The sequence below is a fragment of the Niallia nealsonii genome, assembly GCF_002835805.1.
GTDB lineage: Bacteria > Bacillota > Bacilli > Bacillales > Cytobacillaceae > Niallia > Niallia nealsonii.
This window is the reverse complement of sequence record NZ_PISE01000029.1, coordinates 28,907-53,811: the sequence shown is the minus strand read 5'-3', so window position 1 is coordinate 53,811 and position 24,905 is coordinate 28,907. Positions and strand designations below refer to the sequence as shown.

The following is a 24,905-nucleotide window of genomic DNA, read 5'->3' as shown; positions in this document are numbered from 1 at the left end:
CAGCAGCAGCAATCACAGTATTGGCAATATAATTAATCCTCTAGAAGCACGGGTAAGGCTTCTTTTTTTTATGGAACCATGCTATTGTTAAGCTTTGTTGGGAAAGGAATTTTTTTCTCCTTAACCGCATTCCTTTGGTATAGTGTATAAGAAATAGGGAGTGATAGGATGTTTTTCTTAGAACTGTTCCAGCAGTTGCCCGTAAAAATTTTAACGGTGGCACTGCTGATTATAATCACGGTTTATTTGATCCGCAAATCCATTAAGCTTTTCTTTGACAAAACGAGCTTTTTGGATGAAAAGCGGGAAGAAACATTAATGCATTTCACCAACCAAGTGACAAAGGTATTGGGACTGGTGATCTTCTTTATTTATGTGCTTAGTCACTTCTTTAAGCTAGAAAAACTTGTAACTGGTTCGGTTGTGGTGGCAGGTGCCTTGGCATTGATCTTCCAGCATATCATCCGCGATTACATTATGGGGTTGACCTACTTGTTTGAGCGCCAGATCCATCACGGGGATTATGTCATCATTAATGGAAACCGTCAGGGGAAAATCGAGGAAATCAGCATGCGTCACTTGAAGATTCGCCAGTATGACGGATACCTTTATACGATCTCCTATAGCAGCATTATGGAACTTCAGAACGGAAACCGGGGAAGGCGCCGGGTAAACGAAAACCTTGTCCTCAACTATAGGCAAAATCCAGACGACGCCTTCAAGGTGATGGAAGAAGTGGCACAAACATGCAACGAGAAATACGGTGAATACCTGTTGAAGGATGAGCATGGCATTCCTTTAGAGAGCTTCAAATTTAACCAAATCACCGAACTGAACGTGGATTTTAGGGGGCACCGGTATTCATTATCAGGTCTTGTGAAGGAAGGGGATTTTGTAGAAGCAAGCAAAAAGGTGAGATATGAACTGGCGATGGCTGCCTACAAGAACGATTTGATGATGGCGGAGAGCCTCAACACAAGCCATTAAAAAGCAAGAGTTCATATCTCTTGCTTTTTTTCTGTTGTTTTTATGAATACAACAAGTAAAGTCCTGTAAGGCATGGAAGACAAGTCCAGGTAGGTGGTTCGGACCCCCTACCGTTGTACTCCACCACATATCAAACTTAGAATTCTAAGCTTAAAGTCGTACTCATGGTGAAATAGATTCCCTTCACAACCGAGGTAAAACTCGATATACAAATCGGTTGGATCGATGTGCGGAAAACCTGATGGAGTATGGGCATGTCACCTCCAGTTTACTTCGCTTTTTTCTTAATCTACTAACCTTCCCGATTGTGATATCAGGAAAGCAATTCTTCTTAATGAAGGAATGCCCCCGGTAGTTTAAATATAATTCTTTACAAACTCTCTTTCAGGGAAGAAAAAACTACCCTATTCATTTTATAAATGTATCGCACATCCACTCATAAAATTTTCCCTTCTCTTCAAACTGTGGATAATGAGCTGATTGCTCAAAAGTAATAAATTCCTTTTTATCAGCTTCAACTCTATCAAAATATTTTATTGCTGCATTAGGTGAAGTCATATAATCATATTTCCCCATGATAAAATAGAATGGCAATTCAAGTTTTGTTACGATGGAGGGTAATGGGTTGTCTGTTAAATTCTTTAACAAAATATTTTGAGAATAGGTTAGCCCATAGTTATAACGAATTACATCTAATAAGTTATACTCGCTGCTTAATAACATACCTATGTTATCACCATCGGGGTTATCAATAAGTCTTGTAGCCCCACCATATTTTATAACATAATTTCGTGGGGTAAACATATCGCCATTTTTGATTTTTTCAGTTAACCCTTGCAAATATAAAACATCATCCGTATTGCCAGCATTTTTTGCCTTTTCAATAGTATAATTCAAATTGTCAATCTCGCTTTCTATTGTATCACTCATCTGTCCAATACCAATATATGCTTCATATTTTTCAGGGGACTTAGAGGCAGCTTGCATTCCAATATATGTACCATAAGAATGACCAATGAGTATTACCTTTTCTTTACCAAGACGTTCTGTTATATAATTCGTCATAGCCAATAAGTCCTCTACCAATAACTCTGGTGAAAGCTTGGAATAATCCTCAAAAAAATGATATGATTTTCCACTTGCTCTTTGATCGTAATTAACAACCGTAAATTTCATTTCCAATAAGTCCTGATATTTATCAGCATACGGTATTTCTGAAGTTCCTGGTCCTCCGTGTACAAAAAGAATAACTGGATTATCCTTATCATCACCACGTATCATAATTTCGTGAATACTTCCATTTATCTCTACCTCTTCTAATACACTTATACTATTATCGCCTTTTATATGCTGAGTCCACGTGGGACGAAAAAGTACTATTATTAGTAATATCATAATTAATCCAATAAATTTTAGTGATTTTTTTATAGCTTTCATATGAATCCTTTCTGCTGTATATATTTATTTGTAAAGTAAAAATTAATATTCAAAAAAGCGAATGCTTTTATTTCACAACCACATATATAAATTTAACATATATTGGAGTAAATTAATTTGTTTATTTATTTGTAAATAACTGAATAAGATTGTAGAACTTTAACAGCCAAACAGGCCCCAAACCTTCCTCCTTTCTACCTCCACAAAACGATAGCTAGTGAAAGGTATTGGATACACATAAACAGCTCTTCTTCAGTTACCTCCCTCGAATTAGCAACGAGATGAAGATACATGGCATGGTAGGTTTCCGGCACCTTCATCTCCTCTTTATATATTTCTCTCTATACATATAAGTTTTTCTTGATGTATGTAAAAAAAGAGCCCTGTGGAGGACTCTAATTTTTGTTATTTAGTTGTTGCACAATAGTATCCTTCAACATAAGAGTTCGTTAGTTCAAAATAAAAATATAGCTCATTAGAAAACTAAGTTTGATTACTAGCTTTACCCATCCTATAATTGATATCCATAAAGGTACACTAAATAACGTGCCCCAGAATACACCCACAAAAAAATTGCACTCATAATTCATTAATTAAATCCTCCTCTAAAAAGTACGGAGGTCAGCATTCGGTAACTGGCTAGCATAGTCTAATGACGATAGCCCCTATAGTTTTGCGTCATTGCTTTTCAACAATTTTGCCTTTTCGTACTCTTTACAATTCAATCGACAAAAATCGGTATATTTTCATAGGTAATTAGGCCTTTTTAACTTTAATAAATAATGAAAAACCTTAGTATTCTGCTTTATAACTAGTATTCTCCTGCTCAAAAGGTATTTCTCTGGTTAGGCGTATGCCGTAGTGATATCTTAACAAGGGATGAAGTAAGTATATTTCTAGAAACAGCAAGGAATTGCCCTAAACATCATTATTTCATCGCCTCTCTCCTTTTACGAACTGGTATTAGGAAAGGCGAATTATTGGGGTTATTGTGGGAAGATATTAACCTTGAAGAAAAGACAATCAGTATTACAAAATCACGGAGTAATTTTGGGGTGAAAGAACCTAAAACATTATCAAGTTATAGAACTATTTCTATTGATGATATTCTATATAGAAGAAATAAAGAAATATAAGGATTGGCAGGATAAGAATAGAGAAAAATACGGTATCAATTACGTGGAGTCTGATTATGTCATTACAACATGGAATGGCACACCAATGGGAACCTTTAGCATTAACAAAGTGATAAGCACCATTATTGATAAAGCAGTTTTGCCCAAAATTAGTCCACATGGTTTGCGCCACACACACGCCATTATGATGTTAGAAAGTGGCAACGATATAAAAATGGTGAGTGACCGCCTTGGCCACTCATCCTTAAATATGACAACAGATGTCTATTTACATATTACGAAAAAGCATGAAAAAGAAAGTGTCTTACGATTGGAATCATATCTTAAAGACTAGGCTCTGTTAAACGCTAGTATTGATTTTTATCAGAGAAAAAAAGCCGGACTAAAACCGGCTTTTGAGTTCCCAATTAAACTAACGCCTCCGTTTGTTGAATAATAAATTTAGTTAACCTCCCTTACTCATATCTGCAATTTGTTTAAATGCCGTACCATATGGCTCTGTTTCTAATTGCATTCGGATTGCACCTGCACATTCTTCAGAGCTTAAAACCGATGTATCAAGTTCTAAATCATAAATACCAGGCACATGAACGGAATCTTGCCAAAGAATCACGGGTTGCGGTACATCCCCATCTTCTGTGTAACCAGTGTTCCAAGTTTCAATTCGTCGCTCCATAACAATATCTAATGGACATCGAATACCTACAAATAACACAGGGAAGTCCTTTAAAAGGTTAGCACAATTATAAAGAATACCCCTCCGAGCTGAATAGACATCATGATGTCCAACATCAACCACAACGTTCAATCCTAAACGGCTGTGTGCAGCAATTGACTCGTACATTGCTTGATATAAGGTAACAATTAAAGGCTCTAAATCAGGACGTTCTCCCCCAGGTCTTAGTCCAATTCCTGGTTGATAGTTTTGAGGGGTCATCTTCATAAACGTATCAACCCCTAGATTCATCCATACTCCATCAACAGTATTCTGGACAATCGTAGCAATACTTGATTTCCCTGACCGAGGAGTTCCGTTTAGAATAACAATGTTACCGAGTTTATTAGTATTTGGCACTAAACTTCCTCCTCTAATCTTATTTGTACTCTAATAAAGTAAAATTCTTTAATTACTATTGAATTAACCTGCCTGTTCGTTACATAAGAGAATCAACAGCGTCGTTTAACAAAACCAAAGATTAAAAAAGTGGGGGCAAATTAAAATTCACCCCCTAGAAACCCCGCTACATCACGCGCTTAAACATCTTCTCCATTTCGTAGCTTGAGTAATGCACAATGATCGGTCTGCCGTGCGGGCAGGTAAATGGATCGGATGTGGTGCGCAGTTCGTCTAGCAAACTTTGAATTTCATCGTTGCGAAGATGGCGGTTGGCTTTGATAGAGCCTTTACAGCTCATCATGATTGCTGCTTCTTCGCGTAATAGTTTAATATTGACTTTTTTCATGGAGAGCAGCTGCTCAATCATTTCTTCTATCGTTTCTTTTTCTTCTCCTTTTGGAAACCATTGTGGATGGGAGCGTACTAAATAACTGTGCATGCCAAATGGCTCAAGGAAAACTCCGACTTTTTCTAATTCATGTTTGTATTCTTCAATCTTCATCCATTCATCTAATGAATATTCTAGTGTTAAAGGAATTAATAGTTCTTGCAAATCATTGTGTACTTGACCGACTTTTTCCCGGAAAAATTCGTATTTGATTCGCTCTTGGGCTGCATGCTGATCAATAATATACAAGCCTTTTTCATTTTGAGCAAAAATATAGGTGCCATGCATTTGCCCAATTGGATAAAGTGGAGGAACACGGCTGCCTTCTGCCACATCCTCTAAGATTTCATCTTCCCACTCTACTTCTTTTTCTTCTATCATCGGAGCCGTTTCTTTTGGCTCTTCGAAAATAACCGGATCTGTTGCTTCAATCTGCCACTTTTCTATTGGCTTTAGCGGTTCTTCTATCGGTGCAATAGATGACGCTTTTTCTGCTTTTGACTCATAAAAAGCCGGGACAGTTTGTTCTGTTTTCGGTGTAAAAACAGACTGCATCGCTGGTTCTTTTACTATATCAAAGGTAAAAACGGTTTGTTCGTCTTTCTGCCCTTTTGCTTTTTCTGTGCGAATTAAACCTTTTGGAATCAATTCTTTTTTCTTAAATGCGGCTTTAATGGTTGAGCTGACCAGTTCATTCAATTCTTGTTCTTTGCTGAAGCGAACTTCCATTTTGGATGGATGGACATTCACATCTACTAAAATTGGATCCATTTCTACATGCAAAAGCACAATTGGAAACCTGCCGATTGGCAATAGTGTATGAAATCCATCTTGTATGGCACGAACTAATGAATAGTTTTTAATAAAACGTCCATTAATTAATGTCGAAATATAATTTCTCGATGCCCGGGTTATTTCAGGAAGAGCCATATAGCCTGATACCGTAAAATCAAGGGAATTTCCTCTAATGGGAATCATTTTTTTGGCGATAGTTAAGCCGTAGATGCTTGCGAGTACTTGTCTGACATCTCCATTGCCATTTGTATGAAGAATCTTTTTATCATTATGCACTAAACGAAAAGATACTTCTGGATGGGAAAGAGCCAGCCGGTTGACAATATCGGTAATATTCCCTAATTCCGTATGAATGGACTTCATATATTTTAGCCGTGCTGGTGTGTTGAAAAATAAGTCTTGAACCGTCATCTCTGTTCCTTTTCTTGCAGGAGATTTCTCTTGTTTGACAAGATGTCCCCCTTCTAGCTCTATACTAGTGCCAGCTTCCCCTGTGGATGTTGTCATCATAATCCGAGAAACAGAAGCAATACTTGGAAGAGCCTCTCCTCTAAATCCAAGTGTACGGATGCGGAAAAGATCGTTTTCATCTTTTATTTTACTTGTAGCATGGCGCTGAAAGGCTGTAAGCACATCTTCCTCGTCAATCCCTGCACCATTATCAAGAATACGAATACTTTGAAGCCCCGCTTCTTCCAAAAAGATTTCAATTTTGGTGCTTTTTGCATCGATGCTGTTTTCCACTAATTCTTTGACAACAGAGGCTGGCCGTTCAACTACTTCACCTGCAGCAATTTTATTCGATAATGCATCATCGAGCTGAAATATTTTTGCCATCTAATCCCCTACCTTTTAAAATCAATTCGGGCAAAAGTATTATACTTATGCCCGAATTTTTTAAGTTTAATCGTTTTTTATTTTTTTATGAAGTTCATATAATGTATTTAATGCCTGCATTGGCGTTATATCTAAAATATCTAATGATTTAATTTTTATAATCAGCTGCTTTTCTTTTAAAGACAGGTTTTGTGCTGGCTTTGTTTTTTCCTCTGCTTCAAAAAAAGAAAGCTGGCTTTCATTCACCTTGTCTTCTTTTGGCTCTTTATTTGCCAAAACTTGCGGCTGCTTGATGATTTCTCCTACTTGTATTGGATCTTTTTGTTCAAACTCTTCCAACAGGGCTTGGGCTCTATCAATTAATGCTTTTGGCAATTCTGCTAGTTGGGCAACATGAATACCATAACTTTTGTCAGCTGCTCCTTCTTTTATTTTATGAAGGAAAACTACTTTTCCATTATGCTCCATTGCACTGACATGAATATTTTTTAAGGCAGAAAGCTCCGTTTCTAATACCGTTAGCTCATGATAATGGGTCGAAAACAATGTTTTTGCACCAACGATATGATGGATATGTTCAATAATAGCTTGAGCTAAAGCCATTCCATCATAAGTGCTTGTGCCTCGGCCAATTTCATCAAATAGGATAAGGCTGTTTTTGGTAGCATGAAGCAAGGCGTTTTTTGCTTCTAACATTTCTACCATAAACGTACTTTGACCGGAAATCAAATCATCTGCTGCCCCAATTCTTGTAAATACTTGATCGAATAATGGCAGCATCGCACTTTCTGCAGGAACAAAACAGCCGATTTGCGCCATAATGCTTGTTAAGGCGACTTGGCGCATATACGTACTTTTCCCCGACATATTTGGCCCTGTAATTAACAGTACTTCTCTTTCCCCATGCATATCGCAGTCATTTGGCACATAGCTTTGAGAATTCAATACTTTTTCCACAACTGGATGGCGACCATTTTTAATAGACAACACTCGTTCATTGGAGAATATAGGCTTCACATATTGGCGTTCTTCACTAACCGTTGCAAAACATTGGAGTACATCTAGTTCACTTACTTTTTTCGCTAAGTTTTGCAGTCTTGGAATATATTCTTTGACCGTTTCTCTTATGTTTGTAAATAAGTCATATTCCAATCCAACGATTTTTTCTTCTGCCTGCAAAATTAAACTTTCTTTTTCTTTCAATTCTGGTGTAATATAGCGTTCTGCATTGGCAAGAGTTTGTTTTCGCTCATATTGGCCTTCTTGAAGCAAATGGACATTTGCTCTTGTTACTTCAATATAGTAGCCAAATACACGGTTATAGCCGATTTTTAATGATTTAATGCCCGTTTTTTCCCGCTCTTGTTTTTCTAATTGAGCAATCCATGTTTTTCCGTTGCGGCTTGCATCCCGATAGCGATCCAACTCTTCATCATAACCATCCAAAATAATATTGCCTTCTTTAATAGACAGAGGTGGGTTTTCCACAATAGCCTGCTCTAAAAGGTCTGCCACTTCTTCGCAAGGATCTAATGCTTCTGCCACTTCTTGCGCTTCTTCAGAAAGAAAACTGACAACAAGCTCTTTAATGGATGGGACTTGCTGAAGGGAACGCTTCAACTGTACTAAATCTCTTGCATTCACATTTCCAAATGCCACTCTTCCTGCCAATCTTTCTAAATCATACACTTCTTTTAGTTTTTCCCGCAGTTCCATTCGTTCAAAATATTGACTGATCATTGTTTCTACTAAACTTTGACGATAATTGATTTCTTGTTTATTTAACAGGGGACGATCAATCCATTGTTTTAAAAGGCGACCGCCCATTGCTGTTTTTGTTTCATCCAAAAGCCACAAAAGAGACCCTTTTTTTCCTTTGGAACGAATCGTTTCTGTCAATTCTAGATTTCGTTTCGAAAAATAATCTATTTTCATAAATTGATCAATTTCGTAGGCAGAAATTGGCTGCAGGTGATCTAAACTTCTTTTTTGCGTGCGATATAAATAATGAAATAGTCGGGATGCAGTAGAACGCAATTTCTGCTCTTCTATTTCCTGCAGCAGTGTTTCATGAGCTGCTGCTTCTTCGGTTGTATTTTCATAGGAAAGAGTTAAAGTATCTCGTTCTTGCAGGCGTTTTTTTAGATGCTCATTAAAATCACTTGCGATAATCACTTCTTTTGCACCAGAAAGAGACAACTCATTTAAGCAAGCCTCTATGCCTGCAAGCAAGGTTGCCTTCGATTCCCCTGTAGAAAGGTCGCTGTATGCAAATCCAAACATCTCATGGTCAAATGCTGTAATCGTTGCAATATAGTTGTTTTCTTTGTCTGAAAGATTTTTTCCTTCCATCATCGTTCCTGGTGTGATCAGCTGAACAACTTCTCTTCTTACAACTCCTTTTGCTTGCTTTGGATCTTCTGTTTGTTCACATATTGCCACTTTGTAGCCTCGTTCAACGAGCTGTTCGATATAATTAGGAGCAGAATGATGGGGTACGCCGCACATTGGAATACGCTCAGCACCGCCCCCTTCTCTGCTTGTTAATGTTATTTCTAATTCTTGGGATGCTTTAATTGCATCCTCGAAAAACATCTCATAAAAATCCCCAAGTCGAAAAAATAAAAAGGCATCTTGGTAGTCTGCCTTTACTTGTAGATATTGTTGGATCATTGGCGTATAAGTTGTCATAATTTCCTCCATGCACTTGCACTGTTTCATCTCATTTTCTATTTATCTATTATAGCATAAAGTAAAACTTCCATCAGTGGAGGATTTCTCCATTCCGATGGATGATTCCTGGAACCAATCAGACTTTTGTGAGCAAGTTTCTCCCAACTACTCATTTTGTTCACTATCCAGGATTTTATTTATTAATATAAGAAAACAATTTAGAAACAATTTTTATACTATTAATATAAAAAACTACTAGTATCTTTCCAATTTTTGATTTATACTATTTTTTGTAAAAAAAGTTAATTAGAGGGGAACTCACATATGAAACGCATTTTATCTGTAGCATTATCATTATCACTTATTGCAGGATTGCCTTTGTTTCATACAGACAATGCAGAGGCAAAAACAAAAATCAAAGCATATCCAAATTGCAAAGCCCTAAATAAAGACTATAAAGGCGGCGTAGCCATATTAAAAACAACTAAAAATAAAGGCGGCAAAACTTACTATAAACCGTATGTATCGAAAGATTTATATAATAAAAATAAATCAAGAGACCGCGATAAAGACGGCATTGCTTGCGAACGGTAATTAATTCCTACTATATGGATTGTTATTCGTTTTCATTTAATAAAACTTGGGGATAAAACGAGTTTTTGGTTCATTCATGGAAAACCATAATTTTTACGAATGAACCAAAAATCAACAGTGTGAAGAAAAAAGAACTAAGGACAGCTCCTAGTTCTTATTCTTCTTCACATCCAACAATAAAGTCTGGATTTAAATCTTCAAATTCTTCATCTTCCACTTCATTATCATCGCACCAGTCATCATCATCGTTTGCACAATGCTCTGTACATACTTCTACACAAATCGTTGTTTCTCCAATTACTTCTACAATAAATTCTCTTTCTACATGAACAATAATTTTATTGCCATTTGGCGAAATTACTGCTTCGATACAATTTGGCTGTTGAAGTACACGCGCGATTACATCATGATCTTCTAAGCAATCAGGATCACGATATTTTAATTTCACCACATCACAATACTCAACTCGTTCTGTTACTACTTCTGTTCTTGTATTATCATCATAAGAATACCAAACATTAACATCGTAGTAACCTGTTATTTCTACTTTTTTGCCAACCTTCGCTGCTTCATAGGTATGGTTGATAATCCAGCAGCCTAGTATGCTTGACGGGCTGTGATCAGGGCAGATCGTATGGTGAGACTTTGTAAACTTCCGTCCTTTCGCAACGACTGCTTTTGTAATAATCTCTCTATATTCTCCCATTTTCGAGCGAAACCTCCTCATTCATTTTCATTTCATCCTATGCGTGATAGGAGACTAGTGTGCGATGTTTTTCTTAAGCTTCTTTATAATTATTAAGCCTACTTCATTGTATGAAAAGCACGGGCAAGTGTTCTTAGTATCGATTATTTTTCTAGTCTAATATAATGGCTTCCTTGTTTGCTTTCTACTTTTAAAAAGTTTTTTAATTTCTAGAATCCTTTAAACTTAGATGTTGATTGCAGTGAAGGGCCTTCACTTTCCGTTAAGTGGACACGAAGCCGCTTCGTCTCTGCTCCTGCAGAGTCAAAGTCTGTCTCAATTTTCAAAACAGTAATTGCACCTTCCACTCCAATTACTGAGTACAAAAATTAACAATCCGCTGTGAATCAATTTCTAAAAAAGCTGCCAAGCAAAAAAAATATGCGTTTGTATCAATACATTCGCGGATACAGCTTGGTCCATATTCTATATACTGTACTATACGGTAAGGGGGTGAGGGAGTTGGCAGGGAATTTTAATATAAAAGATCAATTAGATTTTAAATTTAATGTAAATGGCAAAGAAGTTTCTGGTGAAGAAGGAGCAAAACACGCACAAGAATTATTAAGTAAAGTGTCATCTGAAATGGGTGATTTACTAAAAAAATTAGGCAAAGATGTAACAAGCAATGTAGCAAACAAAGGGGTAAACGCGATTAAAGATAAAGTGATTCCAGCTAATATCAATATAGACTCTATAAAAGACATGCTGAATCAAGAAAAATTAAATGAATGGAAAGAAAAACTACCTGTCATTGATGCGTCAACAGATGATGGCAATTTCCAAATAAATGTGAATGGTAAATCTCTATTTACCCTAAATATTTCCAACTTTATAAAAAAATAAGGAATATAAATTCCTAGATAACTTGAAAGGAGGTGAATTTTATGTTGTCTAATCGTTGTTCTGCTTCAACAAGACCTTCTAACTCTGATGTAGAAAACAGCACTACAGAATTACGTGCATTCACTAACGCTACTCAAGGTAATGGTAACCTTGCTAACCAATTCACTGCTGCTGGGGCTGCTGGTGGGGCTGCTGTAGGTGTAAACTTATTAAACTTCTTCGTTGGTGGCATTCTTGTAAACTCTAACACTGCTGGTGATGCTACAGCTGTTTCTTATAACGAAAACACTCCTACACAAACTAACGAAGCTTAATAAAAAATAAATCTTTTCGATAGCTAGTAATTGTCCCCTACAGATTTTTATTTGGAGGGGACAAATTGCTTTTTTCTCCATAATATACATAGAAAGGAGAGGAGTATATGAAAAAAGAAGAAAAAACGATTGGGTTAACGGCGGAAAAATTACAAAGCTTAGGTGTGCCAGAAGAATTAGTTGATAAAATCTTAGAATCAGGAGGACCTTCTGTTAATACACATGCAGAAGGAGGAAATGGAGGGAGCGCTGTCAGTTTAACATATGTAGATAATTATTCGACGCTTTTTCTTGTCTATACATTCCTTCTGCAAACGATAAACAGTGGAGATCATAAAGATAAAGAAACAAAACTTTTAAATAAGTCACTGCTTGCAACTTTACAAACAGCGATGAAAGAACAAAAAGAATACCGCCAAGCTTTTTTACAGGCGGTAAATATTTTAAATCATAAAAAGTAACTTCTAAAAAATTAGAAAGTTAGTTCAGGCTGTCGACCAACGTTTTCGATCAGCCTGAACTTTTTCAATTTGGATTGTGTTTATACTCTCAACTAACTTTCCTAAATAAGGAAGTTAGTTTTTGTGTGTTTTTTCTTCTAATTCGTTTGCAACATTCGCAGCAATTGTTTTGGTTACCATTTGCAAGATATCATTTACTTCATTTTGCGATTGTTTAAATTCATCTACAATCGGCAATTCGTCAATTTCTTGTTGAAGTTGATTGATTTTGTTTTCTGTATCTTTTAAAGCAGCGTATTTTCCATAATGCTGCAAATTAACAGCCTGTTTTTGAAGTTTTTTAATTTGGGCAATTTTTTCATTCACTTTTTTATTATTGTTAATTTGCTGTTCGGCTCGTTTATAAAACTCTACTTCTTCTGTTTCTGCAATCATTTTGGCAAGTTCTTCTGTGCGACGGATAATTTCTTCCCGAGTGAACTTAGCCATTAGTTTGTCTCAACAGTCTCAACAACTTCAATCATTTCTCCCTTTAATGACCATGTTTTTGCATCCGTAATTTTCACTTTTACTAAGTGGCCAATGGAAGATTTTGGTCCAACAAAGTTTACTAGTTTATTTTTGCGAGTATAGCCTGCAAGTACATCTGGGTTGTTTTTACTTTCCCCTTCTACTAGCACTTCAACAATCTGGTCTTGATAGCTCTTCATTGCATTTGCACTCATTTCATTAACAAGGGCATTAAGTCTTTGCAGACGCTCTTTTTTCACTTCCATTGGTACATTGTCCTGCATTTTCGCTGCAGGTGTACCTTCACGTGGGGAGTAAATAAATGTATAAGCAGCTTCAAAACCTACTTCTTTATATAAAGACATTGTTTCTTCGAATTGCTCGTCCGTTTCATTTGGATATCCAACGATAATATCTGTTGTTAATGTTAAGTTTGGAATCGTTGCTTTCATTTTGCGAACCAATTCTAAATAGTGTTCTCTTGTGTATTTGCGTGCCATAATTTTTAATACATCTGTTGAACCAGATTGTACTGGCAAATGAATATGTTCCACTAAATTGCCGCCGCGTCCTAATACTTCGATTAAATGATCGTCAAAATCACGTGGATGGCTAGTTGTAAAACGAACTCGTGGAATGTCAATTTTGCACATTTCTTCCATCAAATCGCCTAATCGGTAAGTGATATCAGTAAAGTCTTTTCCGTATGCATTTACGTTTTGTCCAAGAAGGGTAATTTCTTTATAGCCTTGTGCTGCTAATTGACGAACTTCTTGAATGATGTCTTCTGGACGTCTGCTGCGCTCTTTTCCTCTTGTATATGGAACAATGCAATACGTACAGAATTTATCGCAGCCATACATAATATTAACCCATGCTTTGATTTTTCCATTGCGGACTTTTGGAAGGTTTTCAATAACATCTCCTTCTTTAGACCAGACTTCCACAACCATTTCTTTAGACATATACGCTTCTTGAAGAATATTTGGCAGACGGTGGATATTATGTGTACCAAAAATCATATCTACTTGGTTATATGTTTTTAGAATTTTATTGACAACCGATTCTTCTTGTGACATACAGCCACAGACACCAATTAATAAATCTGGTCTTTCCGTTTTTAAATGTTTTAAATGACCTAATTCACCAAACACTTTATTTTCTGCATTTTCGCGGATTGCACATGTATTTAATAAAATAACATTTGCATCATTTACTGTATCTGTCGGCTCATAACCTAATGCTAAGAAAATTCCTGCCATTACTTCTGTATCATGTTCATTCATTTGGCAGCCATATGTGCGAATATAGAATTTTCGTCCTTCGCCCATACCGCGGAATTGTTCTGCAATAGAAAAACCTTTATCATATTGAATTTCTTCTTTGCCTCGTTTTTTTGCATCTTTTAAAGATGGCGCTTGATAAACTGTTTCAAAATATTTGCTGTAATCCTTGACGGATTTTTTGTCCGAAGAATTAGCTGTATCCACTTGTTGACTTTCTAAACGTTGTTTTTCATTCATATTCTATTACTCCTCTCTTATCGATGATTCTACTCCTCATCCATAAGCATCATTTCATTTTAAACTATCATTTATTTCTCGTTGCATAAACTTTTACATTATAATAGTATAAGGGTTTCAGCATCGTAAAACAATAGCTACGTCTTTAAAAGGAATACTCTATTAACGTACACTATTGATTTTTTGAATTAAACTATTTGTTTTTCAAAAATAAACTAACTTTTTTCTATTTGGCTCATGCATGAATATAGCAAAAAACTATCTAGCCGGAAATCTTTGCACCATGTTTTGATATAAAAATCTCTCCACTTGGCTGGCACTATAATATTTTATTAACTCCTCTATTAAATGTGGATAATCACTAATAGAATGCAAATTTTCAACGGTATGTGTAATGCCATCGAAGTCGGAACCAAATCCAACATGATGTTCTCCTCCGAGGGAACAAATAAAATCTAGATGGCGCAAAATATCTGTAATTGTGCTCGTTTGAGTACCATTTAAAAATTCTGGGACAAATGTTATTCCTATTACACTATTCATTTCAATTAATGCTTTTATTTGATCATCTCTTAAATTGCGAGGGTGTGGACAAAGTGTATAGCTGTTAGAGTGGGAAGCGTATGGAAATTGAGCAAGATCGATTGTATCCCAAAACCCTTGCTCTGAAAGGTGGGAAACATCGCACCAAATCTTTTGTTTGTTTAATTGTTTTACGACTTCCCGTCCAAATAAAGAAAGTCCAGCTCCCCTTGGCTCTAAAGCACCGTCAGCAACCGCATTGGCATAGTTCCATGTAAGCCCCACTGCTGCCACTCCTGCTTTCAGCAATGTTTTTAGCTTCAATAAATCACTGTCAATTGCATCACAGCCTTCTAATGTTAAAATTGCCCCAATCTCATCTTCTTCTAAATTTTTTATATCTAATTGTGATCGAATTAATTTTACATTTGGATATCGTTTCAGAATTTTTTCATCAAAAATCTCCACCATAGCGAGAGCTGCCTGAAAACGCATGTCTGGATGAACAGATTCTGGTATATAAATTGCAAATGACTGAATTTTACTGCCGCTTTGTTCCAAACCTTTTAAGGTAACTTGCAGTTTTTCACTATCATAAAAAGCAATGCTTTTGTCTAAAAACATTTTATACAATACATCACAATGTCCATCAAAAAAGTCCAGAACAACCATCTCCTATGTTTAATATGCTATCTTTTTCTCATTATATCAATCTATTTTCGAAAAAAGAACCTGTAAAGCTTTTTGCTTTACAGGTTCACTTCTCCATCCTTTTGAGCAGATCAAAGAAAAATTTTCAAAATAATGACATATTTTTCGTTTATTTACTCTCTCTTTTTTATCGTTTTGCCATACTTATCTAGGTTCCACAATAAGCTTGATGGCTGTTCTTTCTTCCCCGTCAATAACAATATCGGTGAAGGCTGGGATACAAATTAAATCCACTCCGCTAGGTGCTACAAATCCTCTTGCGATGGCTACTGCTTTTACCGCCTGATTTAATGCACCTGCACCAATAGCTTGGATTTCTGCTCCACCTCTTTCTCGCAGAACACCAGCAAGCGCACCAGCTACAGAATTGGGACTAGACTTTGCCGAAACTTTTAATATCTCCATTTCTAGCTCCTCCTTGTTTAACCCCCCCGCATGACTCACTTTTGTGAGACCATATCAGGAATATATATCATTCCATTGTTACTATATTCCGCTTTTAAAACACATATTCCAGCTTGGACATAAAAATTTCGTAAATAACCTTAAATATTAGCAGTTTTTTATTGACATTGTTGAAAATAGATAAAAAAGAGACTTTTGAAATACTATCTTCCCCTTTTTCATTTAAGGAAGAATATTGATTTCAAAAGTCTATAATTGCTGTTTAGTTTAGCGATTCATGCCTTTTCATTATGAATAAAAGGGATGATCTTCGTTAATTAAAATACGATCGATTTTTTTTGCTTTACCTGTTTTTTTGTCTACTTCAATAATGCAGCCACTAAGTTGTGTTCTTCCTGATTTTGGCGGCTCAAAGCGAGTTGGCATATTTGTTAAAAATCTATTTAAAACAGCTTCTCTCTCCATTCCTAATATGCCATCATAAGGTCCTGTCATACCAACATCTGCCATAAAGGCTGTACCGTTAGGCAAGATGCGGTTATCTGCTGTTTGCACATGTGTATGTGTTCCTACAACCGCTGTTACTCTTCCATCTAAATACCAAGCTATTGCCTGTTTTTCGCTTGTCGCTTCTCCGTGAAAATCAACAAAAATAATATCCGTTCTTTTTTTCGCTTCTGCTACCAATTCATCTGCTTTAACAAAGGGATCATCACTTGGATTCATAAAGGTTCTTCCTTGTAAATTAATCACAGCTACTTCGATATCATTAATTTTTACAAACACCATCCCTTTTCCAGGGTTATTTTCTGGAAAATTAGCTGGTCTTACTAAATATTTGGCAGTATCAATAAATTCAAAAATTTCCCGATTATCCCATGTATGATTTCCTAGTGTTACCGCTTGTGCTCCCACTTCTAAGAAACTTCGATAAATCTTTTCTGTAATGCCTTTTCCTCCCGCAGCATTTTCGCCATTAATAATAGTCATTTGTGGACGATATTTTTCTTTTAATTTTGGGACATACTCTTTAATCATATCTCTTCCCATAGAGCCGACAACATCACCGATAAATAAAATATGCATAACTACATTCCTTTCTTTTGTGCAGCTGGCTATCAATGTATAACAAAAGTCAAGTGCGTTCAAAATAAAAACGGTGCAAATGCACCGTTTTTATTTTGCGTATTCAACAGCTCTTGTTTCCCTGATTACCGTTACTTTAATATGGCCCGGATAATCTAGTTCTTCTTCGATTTTTTTACGTATATCTCTTGCTAATCGATGTGATTCCAAATCATCTACAATCTCTGGTTTCACCATAATGCGAATTTCACGGCCCGCTTGAATAGCAAAGGATTTTTCAACACCATCATAAGATTCGGAAATTTCTTCTAACTTCTCCAGACGACGAATATAATTTTCTAGTGTTTCTCTTCGCGCCCCTGGTCTCGCTGCTGAAAGTGCATCTGCAGCAGCTACTAATACAGCTATAATAGAAGTTGGTTCCGCATCGCCATGGTGGGATGCAATACTATTGATGACAACAGGATGTTCCTTGTATTTTGTTGCAAGCTCTACACCTATCTCTACATGGCTTCCTTCTACTTCATGGTCAATTGCTTTTCCAATATCATGAAGAAGTCCTGCTCTGCGTGCAAGTGTTTCATCTTCTCCTAGCTCTGCAGCTAAAATTCCAGATAATTGAGCTACTTCAATACTATGTTTTAGAACATTCTGTCCATAACTAGTACGGAATTTTAAACGACCAAGAATTTTGATCAAATCCGGATGCAGTGCATGAACGCCAACTTCAAAAGTAGTTTGTTCTCCGATCTCACGAATATGTTCATCTACTTCGCGACGAGCTTTATCTACCATTTCTTCAATGCGTGCAGGATGAATTCTTCCATCTTGAACAAGTTTATCTAATGCAAGTCGAGCTGTTTCTCTTCTAATCGGATCAAATCCAGATAGAATAACTGCTTCTGGTGTATCATCAATAATCAAGTCAATTCCAGTTAATGTTTCAAGTGTACGGATATTACGGCCTTCTCTACCTATGATTCGACCTTTCATCTCATCATTAGGCAAGTTTACAACAGAAACTGTTGTTTCTGCCACATGGTCAGCCGCACATCGCTGGATAGCAAGCGACAAAACTTCTTTTGCCTTTTTATCTGCTTCTTCTTTCGCTCTAGTGTCACTTTCTTTAATCATTACAGCGATATCATGAGCTACTTCTTGCTCTGTACGCTCTAAAATGATGGATTTTGCCTCTTCTCGAGTTAATCCAGAAATGCGCTCTAGTTCAGTCTGCTGTTTACGAACCATCTCGTCCACTTTGCTTTCCATCTCTTCTATATGCTGTTGTCTTTTATTAAGAGAATCGTCCCTCTTTTCTAAAATTGTTTCACGTTTATCTAACGTTTCCCCTTTACGATCAAGGATCTCTTCTTTTTGCAATAAACGATTTTCTTGTTTTTGTAGTTCATTTCTTCGATCACGAACTTCTTGTTCTGCTTCAGTACGAAGCTTGTGAATCTCATCCTTTGCTTCTAACAAAGCTTCTTTTTTCAATGCTTCTGCTTCTCGTTTGGCATTTTCAACAATTTGATCAGCAGTAATTGTTGCACTATTGATTTTTGCATTAGCATTGGATTTTCGAATAAAATATACAACAAAGCCAACAACGGCAATGACGATTAGGCCAAGCAAAATGGAGATGAGGATTATTATTGGATCCATCATTTTCACCTCCTCTTGCTATGAACTTGTGTTTGTTACGATTTTAAAAGTATTGGCTTTTAGTAGGCTTTTCTACATAAACGTACTATTGAGCCGTCAGATTTTTAAAGTTTTCATACTCATAAAAATGTAAAATATACAATATAATTGTATAGTTGTGCCAATTCATTGTCAAGAGCTTGAATTGGGAGGTTTTGCCCTATTTTTTATAAAAATAAATTTATTGTAAATTGTTGATATTTTTCTTTAAACATATGTATATCTATTTAATCCCTTTTTTCTTTACTGGCGTTCAACTTAAGTATAAATCGCTTTCACAAAAAATAAAAAACAGTCGGAAGGAGCTAACATTCTCATTCCGACTGTTCACTAAAGATAGTTCTACTCTTATTAGTCAATCAATTCAAATGTATCTTGATCTTGATCATTATCTGTATTTTTTAACGTTACTTCTTTATCCAATCCGTAATGCTCACGAATTTTCAATTGAATTTCGTTTCGGAGTTCTTTATTTTCTTTTAGAAATTGTTTTGCATTTTCACGGCCTTGCCCTAATCTTTCTTCATTATAAGAATACCAAGATCCGCTTTTTTGTACAATATCCAATTCAGAACCTAAATCAATCGTTTCTCCTTCTTTAGAAATGCCTTCACCGTACATAATATCTACTTCTGCTACTCTAAATGGCGGTGCTACTTTATTTTTCACTACTTTAATTTTTGTTTTATTTCCAACCATTTCCGTTCCTTGCTTTAATGTTTCAGCACGACGAACTTCTAAACGGACAGTTGAGTAAAACTTAAGTGCACGTCCTCCAGGTGTTACTTCAGGGTTTCCGAACATTACTCCAACTTTTTCACGAATTTGGTTAATAAAGATTGCGATTGTTTTTGATTTATTGATAGCACCAGAAAGTTTACGCAATGCTTGTGACATTAAGCGCGCTTGTAACCCCACATGAGAATCTCCCATTTCGCCTTCAATCTCCGCTTTTGGTACAAGTGCTGCAACAGAGTCAATAACAAGAATATCAACAGCGCCACTTCTTACTAGTGCTTCTGCAATTTCTAAAGCTTGTTCCCCAGTATCTGGTTGAGAAAGCAATAATTCATCGATATTAACTCCCAATTTTTGTGCATAAACTGGATCCAAGGCATGCTCAGCATCGATAAATGCAGCTTGTCCCCCTATTGCTTGCACTTCTGCAATCGCATGAAGAGCAACTGTTGTTTTACCAGAACTTTCTGGACCATATATTTCAATAATACGTCCTCTTGGATATCCACCAACACCAAGTGCTGCATCTAGAGCCAATGATCCGCTAGGAATAGTAGAAACAACTTTATCTGCCTGTTCCCCTAACTTCATAATACTACCTTTACCGAATTGTTTTTCAATTTGCTTTAACGCCATTTCTAGCGCAGCTTGACGATCGCTCAAAAAGATTCCTCCTTTAATATATAAAAATGAATCACATTCTATTAAAAGCAACTAGATTCATTTGCTGTTCATGAATATATACTAAATATACTCTTTTTGCGGCCAGTTGTCGAGCAAAAAGAGAACATTCATTCGTTTTTTTTATTTCCAATTTTTTTACGATAATAAAGAGAACAATAGAAAAAGGTTATTTTATGCTTCCAATGCTTTTAAGATAAAATACTGACCATATCTAACCGTTCTTTTTCTATTGCCTTCTCTCGTTCCTGCAAGCATCAACTTTTCCACTGCTGTCGCCTTGCCTTTTACTGCAATTCCTAAATAAACCGTCCCGGCAGGATGACCTTCTAATTCATCTGGTCCTGCTACACCTGTGAAGCTGATGCCAATATCAGAGTTTAGTAGCTTTTGCACATTTTCTGCAAGTTCTTTTGCACACTGCTCACTTACAACTCCCATCTCTTTAATGGTGCTTTCCTTGACAGACAGAATATCTCGTTTCACTTCATTTGTATAACAAACGACACCGCCCTTAAAAATGCTCCCTGCGCCCGCAACGGAAGTCAGTTCTTGTTGGAACATTCCCCCCGTCAAGCTTTCTGCTGCTGCAACCGTAAGTTCTTTTTCCTTCAGTTTTCTGACAAGCTCTTGTACAAGTGTTGTATCATCATAACCATAAAAATACTCGCCTACACGCTCCAATATTTTCTGCTCGGTTTCCTGAATCAGCTCTTCTGCTGTTTCCATAGAGTCTGTTTTGCTTGTAATGCGCAATGTTACTTCTCCATCTCCTGCGAGCGGTGCAATAGTTGGATTAGCTTGAGCATCAATCAAGTCTTCAATTTTTGTTTCCAACAGTGATTCTCCAATGCCAAAAAAGCGAAGAACTCGTGAAAGAATGACTTCTTTATTAGTTAATTTTTCCTGTAATGCACTAATTCCATATGTTGCAAACATTGGCTGCATTTCACTAGGAGGTCCTGGCAGCAGCATATAATGGCAATTGTTTTTGGTTAAAAACATCCCTGGTGCCATGCCATGATTATTGCTAAGCACTTTGCAGCCATCTAGGACAAGGGCTTGTTTTTTATTATTTTCCGTCATTTTTCTATTTGTTTTTATAAAATACTCTTTAATAGACTCTAAAGCCTCTTTATCAAAAACGAGTTCTAATCCCATATGTTTTGCAATTGTTTCTTTTGTTAAATCGTCCTTTGTTGGACCAAGTCCACCTGTAAAAATAAGCAAATCAGAGCGGCTTTCTGCAATTTTTATCACCTGTTCTAAGCGATTATGATTATCTCCTACTGCTGTATGATAAAAAACATTTACTCCTAATTCAGCTAATTGTTTGGAAATAAATTGAGCATTTGTATTAGCAATTTGTCCAAGCAATAATTCTGATCCAACTGCGATGATTTCTGCGTTCATGTTTTGTTCCCCTTCCTAAACCTTTGCTGATTTTTGTATATATTTACATTACTCATTTTAAAAACTTTTCGCAATGAATACGCCTTCTAAATAGAAAAGAACGGTAAAATAATTTCCCGTTCTGTTTCTTTAGCCTATAAAAACAGAAGTCAGTAGCAAAACTTAATCATTCTCCCCATTTTTACAGCTTTCTTATTTAATTTATAGCACAAAACTATTTAGATGAAACAAAAACTTGTTTGTTTTTTGCAAAATAATCCCATCCAGACCAAACAGTAAAAATTAAAGCTACCCATAATGCAATATCATCAAAGGGAAGGGAAATTATTTCAAAAATCATATTATGTAAAAGCAAAACTGAAATAGCCACGATTTGTGCCCATGTTTTAATTTTTCCGAGCATATTTGCTGCAACAACTTCTCCGCCTCCCGCAAGCACTAAACGAAGACCGGTAACAGCAAATTCTCTCGCAATAATGGCTATTGTAATCCATGCAGGAGCTAGTCCAAAATCAACTAATACAATTAAAGCAGAAGAAACTAATAATTTATCGGCAAGAGGATCTAAAAACTTCCCTAGATCTGTTACAAGATTATATTTTCTTGCATAGTAGCCGTCAATCCAGTCTGTTGTTGATGCTAAAATAAAAATAAGCGCACCGATAAAATGTGCAACTGGCAATGTGACACCAAGCAGCGTCATCTCTCCCCAGGAAAAATTGACAAGTAAAATAATTAAAAAGACGGGGATTAATAAAATCCGTGAAATTGTTATTTTGTTTGGTAAATTCATTTTTGCTATTCCTCCGATTTGTTAAACTTTAAACATTTGCATCCTATTATTTATTCATATACACATTTAGAAACATAATGATCTCCAATGCCCATATAAAATCATTAGTATTATACCCTATAAAGTGGGAAAAAGGCGAAAAATAGCCATCATATGATGACTATTCTTTCTCCTTAATGTAGCGGATTGTAATATCTTGTCTCACATATTTAGATGGAGATACGGCATAATCAATTTTTTCATCGTTTACATATATTTCTGTGGCGGTTGAATTTCCAATCACAAGAACAGCTTCCTCTTCTTTCGATAAATCTACCGTTTTAGAATCTGTTTCACCTTTTTTCAGCATACCTTGGAAGAAGGAATAACCTTTGCCATTTTTGATATTTACCCAAGTTTCTCCAGTTGAAACTAGTTTCAACTTAAATTGTTCCGCATTTTTTACTTCATAGACGGTATTTTTTCCTTGTTTGCTTTCAACAGAAATTTCTTGTTTTGGCGTTTCTTCTTTTTCTTCCTCTTCTGTCTGCGTATTTTCTTTAGCAGCATCTTCTTCTGTTACAGCTTCTTTTTTATCTTCTTTTTCTGCTTCTTTTAATTTATCTGACTCCTCATACACAGCAGAATTTTTTTCGTTATTATTTGAAGTTGTATCTGTTTCCGATCCTTTTACAAAAAAGAAATACCACACTAAAAAAATAATGCCCACAACAAGAATGCTGATAAAAATAGTCGGCAGAATATCCCAAAATTTAGAGTTTCCTTTTTCCATTGCCTTTTTTGTTGTTACTCTGGACAGCTTTTCTGGAATATCATCATTTAAAGATGCTGGGATTTCTCCTTTATACTCTTCAAATAGCTCTTCTGGCGATAAATCCACCGCTTCTGCATATTGTTTAATAAATGCACGCGCATAAAAACTGCCAGGCATTAGGCTATAATTGCCTTCTTCAATTCCTACCAAGTAGCGAGTTTGAATTTTTGTTATTTCTTGCAATTCCTCTAAACTTAATCCCTTTGCTGCTCTTGCCTCTTTTAACCGATTACCTAATTCACTCATTTAAACACCTTCCAACGTACTAAAAATCAAAACCTTCAAATTCACTTCCTAAAAGGAGTGCATTTCTTTTACGAACATCATAAATAATTTCTTCATCAGGCTCATGCCTTAATTCAATAATATAATCGAAGTCTTCAATCGTGTATTCCGTGCTTTGTATAAATGCATCTGGATGCTCGACTACTTTCACTGCTGGAATTCGCATAATTTCTCGAATTAATTGCCAGTGTTTTTCATTCATTTGTTTAGAGGAAACAATGCCATCAATAATAAACAGGCTGTTTTCATTGTATTCATCTTGAATCAAGGAACTCCGAATCGTCTGCTTTAATAAAGTAGAGCTGACTAATAGCCATCTTTTATTTGCAGAAACGCTTGCTGCAATAATCGATTCTGTTTTGCCAACACGAGGCATGCCTCTAATGCCAATCAAACGGTGACCCTCTAGTTTATATAATTCAGTCATAAAATCAACCAATAGCCCTAATTCATGTCGCACGAAGCGAAATGTTTTTTTATCATCTGCATCTCTTTGTATGTATCGGCCATGGCGTACTGCTAAGCGATCTCTTAAATGGGGAACCCGAAGCTTTATAAGCTTTATTGTGTCCATTGTATATAAAATCGATTCGAGTCTTTTAATTTGTTCATCTGAGTTTGCTCTTATCAATAAACCTCTTTTTCCATCATCTACTCCATTTATGGTCACAATATTAATGGAAAGCATTCCAAGTAAAGAGGAAATATCTCCTAATAAGCCAGGCCGGTTTTTTTGAATTTCATATTCTAGATACCATTCTTTTTTCTCCAAAAGAATCCTCCTGCAAACAAATAGATTTCACTTACATTTCCTTTTTATCACTCTATCTATAATAAAGGAAAGAAGCAAAAGATGAAAGGAAAAACAAGGTGGAAAACAGAAAAAAGTATTTTTATTATCATGCATCATTTAGAAGGAATAAAAAAAGGAGGCATTTGGGTTAAATACGCATCCATACCACCATAACTGCTGTTCGTTTTCTGTATGGTTATGCCATTAAAACCTTCCTGCCGCCTTTTTAGATAAATTATTTAGTTACTGCCGTTATTTTGCACAAGTTTCACCATGATATTAGCAATTGCCTGCTGCTCTTCTTGTGATGCTACAGACCATAAATCTGCAAGGACTTTTTCTTGTTCATTTTTTGGCTGTACTTGGTTGGACAAGTAATCGCCAATTTGGAAAGCAAGATCTCCAACTACTTCTTTATTCATGCCTTCATTTTGTGCATGGTGCAAACGATCTGCCAAAAAGTCTTTCCATTGATCCCAAGATTCTAAAATAGACATACGAATACTCATTCCCTTCCTAAATTAAAGTGTATTACGTAGTTATTTTGGATAGATGCCGAGCAAAATATGCATATACTTTAATGGCAAAAAAGGGAACCTT

25 protein-coding genes and 1 riboswitch are annotated in these 24,905 nt (G+C 36.1%); of the genes, 7 read left to right on the top strand and 18 right to left on the bottom strand.

Annotated features, from left to right (window positions below):
- Positions 1–168: 168 nt before the first annotated feature.
- Positions 169–987 carry a mechanosensitive ion channel family protein gene (locus CWS01_RS13685; RefSeq protein ID WP_101177756.1) on the top strand — a complete coding sequence of 273 codons (819 nt, stop codon included), beginning with the start codon at positions 169–171 and terminating at the stop codon, positions 985–987.
- A gap of 408 nt (positions 988–1,395) precedes the next feature.
- Here CWS01_RS13685 and CWS01_RS13680 read toward each other — a convergent pair whose 3' ends face one another.
- Positions 1,396–2,424, bottom strand: coding sequence for an alpha/beta hydrolase (locus CWS01_RS13680; protein ID WP_101177755.1), 1,029 nt, complete (start codon positions 2,422–2,424; stop codon positions 1,396–1,398).
- Between the two features lie 627 nt (positions 2,425–3,051).
- Positions 3,052–3,136, bottom strand: a riboswitch (cyclic di-GMP riboswitch).
- A 154-nt stretch (positions 3,137–3,290) separates the two neighbouring features.
- Between CWS01_RS13680 and CWS01_RS23485 the strand changes: the two genes are divergently transcribed.
- Positions 3,291–3,560, top strand: coding sequence for a tyrosine-type recombinase/integrase (locus CWS01_RS23485; protein ID WP_101177754.1), 270 nt, complete (start codon positions 3,291–3,293; stop codon positions 3,558–3,560).
- Entirely contained in the window at positions 3,526–3,894 is a 369-nt protein-coding gene (locus CWS01_RS13670; protein WP_101177753.1) for a tyrosine-type recombinase/integrase, read from the top strand. The genes CWS01_RS23485 and CWS01_RS13670 overlap by 35 nt, the downstream gene beginning before the upstream one ends.
- Before the next feature lie 111 nt (positions 3,895–4,005).
- Here CWS01_RS13670 and CWS01_RS13665 read toward each other — a convergent pair whose 3' ends face one another.
- The 3 genes from CWS01_RS13665 to mutS form a co-directional block, all read right to left on the bottom strand.
- The gene (locus CWS01_RS13665) at positions 4,006–4,635 is read right to left on the bottom strand and encodes a chloramphenicol phosphotransferase CPT family protein (protein ID WP_101177752.1); all 630 of its coding nucleotides are present in this window, start codon (positions 4,633–4,635) and stop codon (positions 4,006–4,008) included.
- Positions 4,636–4,801: 166 nt separating this feature from the next.
- A complete protein-coding gene (gene mutL / locus CWS01_RS13660) occupies positions 4,802–6,697 on the bottom strand; it encodes a DNA mismatch repair endonuclease MutL (protein WP_101177751.1) in 1,896 nt (631 codons plus the stop codon).
- 66 nt (positions 6,698–6,763) lie between these two features.
- Positions 6,764–9,388 (bottom strand): DNA mismatch repair protein MutS, encoded by a 2,625-nt coding sequence (gene mutS / locus CWS01_RS13655; RefSeq protein WP_193603780.1) that lies wholly within the window; start codon positions 9,386–9,388, stop codon positions 6,764–6,766.
- A gap of 306 nt (positions 9,389–9,694) precedes the next feature.
- Here mutS and CWS01_RS13650 point away from each other — a divergent pair, with 306 nt between their 5' ends.
- Positions 9,695–9,964 (top strand): excalibur calcium-binding domain-containing protein, encoded by a 270-nt coding sequence (locus CWS01_RS13650; RefSeq protein WP_101177750.1) that lies wholly within the window; start codon positions 9,695–9,697, stop codon positions 9,962–9,964.
- 154 nt (positions 9,965–10,118) lie between these two features.
- Here CWS01_RS13650 and CWS01_RS13645 read toward each other — a convergent pair whose 3' ends face one another.
- Together CWS01_RS13645 and CWS01_RS22410 are read right to left on the bottom strand one after the other, a co-directional pair.
- Entirely contained in the window at positions 10,119–10,670 is a 552-nt protein-coding gene (locus CWS01_RS13645) for an outer spore coat protein CotE (protein WP_101177749.1), read from the bottom strand.
- Positions 10,671–10,879: 209 nt separating this feature from the next.
- Entirely contained in the window at positions 10,880–11,035 is a 156-nt protein-coding gene (locus tag CWS01_RS22410) for a hypothetical protein (RefSeq protein WP_157827652.1), read from the bottom strand.
- A gap of 136 nt (positions 11,036–11,171) precedes the next feature.
- Here CWS01_RS22410 and CWS01_RS13640 point away from each other — a divergent pair, with 136 nt between their 5' ends.
- The 3 genes from CWS01_RS13640 to CWS01_RS13630 all read left to right on the top strand — a co-directional run bounded on the left by CWS01_RS13640 (position 11,172) and on the right by CWS01_RS13630 (position 12,330).
- Positions 11,172–11,555, top strand: coding sequence for a hypothetical protein (locus CWS01_RS13640; protein ID WP_101177748.1), 384 nt, complete (start codon positions 11,172–11,174; stop codon positions 11,553–11,555).
- A gap of 41 nt (positions 11,556–11,596) precedes the next feature.
- Positions 11,597–11,869 carry a hypothetical protein gene (locus CWS01_RS13635; RefSeq protein WP_101177747.1) on the top strand — a complete coding sequence of 91 codons (273 nt, stop codon included), beginning with the start codon at positions 11,597–11,599 and terminating at the stop codon, positions 11,867–11,869.
- 107 nt (positions 11,870–11,976) lie between these two features.
- Complete coding sequence (locus CWS01_RS13630) at positions 11,977–12,330, top strand: hypothetical protein (RefSeq protein WP_101177746.1); 354 nt, start codon at positions 11,977–11,979, stop codon at positions 12,328–12,330.
- Positions 12,331–12,444: 114 nt separating this feature from the next.
- On the opposite strand, the gene CWS01_RS13625 is transcribed toward CWS01_RS13630, so the two are convergent.
- The 12 genes from CWS01_RS13625 to CWS01_RS13570 all read right to left on the bottom strand — a co-directional run bounded on the left by CWS01_RS13625 (position 12,445) and on the right by CWS01_RS13570 (position 24,802).
- Complete coding sequence (locus tag CWS01_RS13625) at positions 12,445–12,819, bottom strand: RicAFT regulatory complex protein RicA family protein (protein WP_101177745.1); 375 nt, start codon at positions 12,817–12,819, stop codon at positions 12,445–12,447.
- A complete protein-coding gene (gene miaB / locus CWS01_RS13620; protein WP_101177744.1) occupies positions 12,819–14,363 on the bottom strand; it encodes a tRNA (N6-isopentenyl adenosine(37)-C2)-methylthiotransferase MiaB in 1,545 nt (514 codons plus the stop codon). Before miaB ends, CWS01_RS13625 begins: the two co-directional genes overlap by 1 nt.
- Positions 14,364–14,621: 258 nt before the next feature.
- Positions 14,622–15,557 (bottom strand): dipeptidase, encoded by a 936-nt coding sequence (locus CWS01_RS13615; RefSeq protein WP_193603779.1) that lies wholly within the window; start codon positions 15,555–15,557, stop codon positions 14,622–14,624.
- A gap of 183 nt (positions 15,558–15,740) precedes the next feature.
- Positions 15,741–16,001, bottom strand: a complete 261-nt coding sequence (gene spoVS, locus CWS01_RS13610; RefSeq protein WP_016201204.1) for a stage V sporulation protein SpoVS — start codon at positions 15,999–16,001, stop codon at positions 15,741–15,743.
- Between the two features lie 288 nt (positions 16,002–16,289).
- Complete coding sequence (locus CWS01_RS13605; RefSeq protein WP_101177743.1) at positions 16,290–17,087, bottom strand: TIGR00282 family metallophosphoesterase; 798 nt, start codon at positions 17,085–17,087, stop codon at positions 16,290–16,292.
- Between the two features lie 90 nt (positions 17,088–17,177).
- A complete protein-coding gene (gene rny, locus CWS01_RS13600) occupies positions 17,178–18,749 on the bottom strand; it encodes a ribonuclease Y (RefSeq protein WP_101177742.1) in 1,572 nt (523 codons plus the stop codon).
- Positions 18,750–19,139: 390 nt separating this feature from the next.
- Positions 19,140–20,189, bottom strand: coding sequence for a recombinase RecA (gene recA / locus CWS01_RS13595; RefSeq protein ID WP_101177741.1), 1,050 nt, complete (start codon positions 20,187–20,189; stop codon positions 19,140–19,142).
- 192 nt (positions 20,190–20,381) lie between these two features.
- Positions 20,382–21,620 carry a competence/damage-inducible protein A gene (locus CWS01_RS13590; protein ID WP_101177740.1) on the bottom strand — a complete coding sequence of 413 codons (1,239 nt, stop codon included), beginning with the start codon at positions 21,618–21,620 and terminating at the stop codon, positions 20,382–20,384.
- A 214-nt stretch (positions 21,621–21,834) separates the two neighbouring features.
- Positions 21,835–22,413, bottom strand: coding sequence for a CDP-diacylglycerol--glycerol-3-phosphate 3-phosphatidyltransferase (gene pgsA, locus CWS01_RS13585; RefSeq protein ID WP_101177739.1), 579 nt, complete (start codon positions 22,411–22,413; stop codon positions 21,835–21,837).
- Between the two features lie 160 nt (positions 22,414–22,573).
- Positions 22,574–23,473: a helix-turn-helix domain-containing protein gene (locus CWS01_RS13580; RefSeq protein WP_101177738.1), complete on the bottom strand. Its 900-nt coding sequence runs from the start codon at positions 23,471–23,473 to the stop codon at positions 22,574–22,576.
- A 19-nt stretch (positions 23,474–23,492) separates the two neighbouring features.
- A complete protein-coding gene (locus CWS01_RS13575) occupies positions 23,493–24,284 on the bottom strand; it encodes a DUF3388 domain-containing protein (RefSeq protein WP_101177737.1) in 792 nt (263 codons plus the stop codon).
- A 260-nt stretch (positions 24,285–24,544) separates the two neighbouring features.
- Positions 24,545–24,802 carry a DUF3243 domain-containing protein gene (locus CWS01_RS13570; protein ID WP_101177782.1) on the bottom strand — a complete coding sequence of 86 codons (258 nt, stop codon included), beginning with the start codon at positions 24,800–24,802 and terminating at the stop codon, positions 24,545–24,547.
- Between the last annotated feature and the right edge of the window lie 103 nt (positions 24,803–24,905).

Coding starts and splice junctions, on each gene's coding strand:
- CWS01_RS13650 (WP_101177750.1), top strand. CDS start 9,695: ATGAAACGCATTTTATCTGTAGCATTATCATTATCACTTATTGCAGGA.
- CWS01_RS13615 (WP_193603779.1), bottom strand. CDS start 15,557: ATGGTTGTTCTGGACTTTTTTGATGGACATTGTGATGTATTGTATAAA.
- CWS01_RS13605 (WP_101177743.1), bottom strand. CDS start 17,087: ATGCATATTTTATTTATCGGTGATGTTGTCGGCTCTATGGGAAGAGAT.
- miaB (WP_101177744.1), bottom strand. CDS start 14,363: ATGAATGAAAAACAACGTTTAGAAAGTCAACAAGTGGATACAGCTAAT.
- CWS01_RS13645 (WP_101177749.1), bottom strand. CDS start 10,670: ATGGGAGAATATAGAGAGATTATTACAAAAGCAGTCGTTGCGAAAGGA.
- spoVS (WP_016201204.1), bottom strand. CDS start 16,001: ATGGAGATATTAAAAGTTTCGGCAAAGTCTAGTCCCAATTCTGTAGCT.
- CWS01_RS13680 (WP_101177755.1), bottom strand. CDS start 2,424: ATGAAAGCTATAAAAAAATCACTAAAATTTATTGGATTAATTATGATA.
- CWS01_RS13670 (WP_101177753.1), top strand. CDS start 3,526: ATGATATTCTATATAGAAGAAATAAAGAAATATAAGGATTGGCAGGAT.
- CWS01_RS13630 (WP_101177746.1), top strand. CDS start 11,977: ATGAAAAAAGAAGAAAAAACGATTGGGTTAACGGCGGAAAAATTACAA.
- CWS01_RS13685 (WP_101177756.1), top strand. CDS start 169: ATGTTTTTCTTAGAACTGTTCCAGCAGTTGCCCGTAAAAATTTTAACG.
- mutS (WP_193603780.1), bottom strand. CDS start 9,388: ATGACAACTTATACGCCAATGATCCAACAATATCTACAAGTAAAGGCA.
- CWS01_RS13635 (WP_101177747.1), top strand. CDS start 11,597: ATGTTGTCTAATCGTTGTTCTGCTTCAACAAGACCTTCTAACTCTGAT.
- CWS01_RS13590 (WP_101177740.1), bottom strand. CDS start 21,620: ATGAACGCAGAAATCATCGCAGTTGGATCAGAATTATTGCTTGGACAA.
- CWS01_RS13625 (WP_101177745.1), bottom strand. CDS start 12,819: ATGGCTAAGTTCACTCGGGAAGAAATTATCCGTCGCACAGAAGAACTT.
- pgsA (WP_101177739.1), bottom strand. CDS start 22,413: ATGAATTTACCAAACAAAATAACAATTTCACGGATTTTATTAATCCCC.
- rny (WP_101177742.1), bottom strand. CDS start 18,749: ATGGATCCAATAATAATCCTCATCTCCATTTTGCTTGGCCTAATCGTC.
- CWS01_RS13570 (WP_101177782.1), bottom strand. CDS start 24,802: ATGTCTATTTTAGAATCTTGGGATCAATGGAAAGACTTTTTGGCAGAT.
- mutL (WP_101177751.1), bottom strand. CDS start 6,697: ATGGCAAAAATATTTCAGCTCGATGATGCATTATCGAATAAAATTGCT.
- CWS01_RS13580 (WP_101177738.1), bottom strand. CDS start 23,473: ATGAGTGAATTAGGTAATCGGTTAAAAGAGGCAAGAGCAGCAAAGGGA.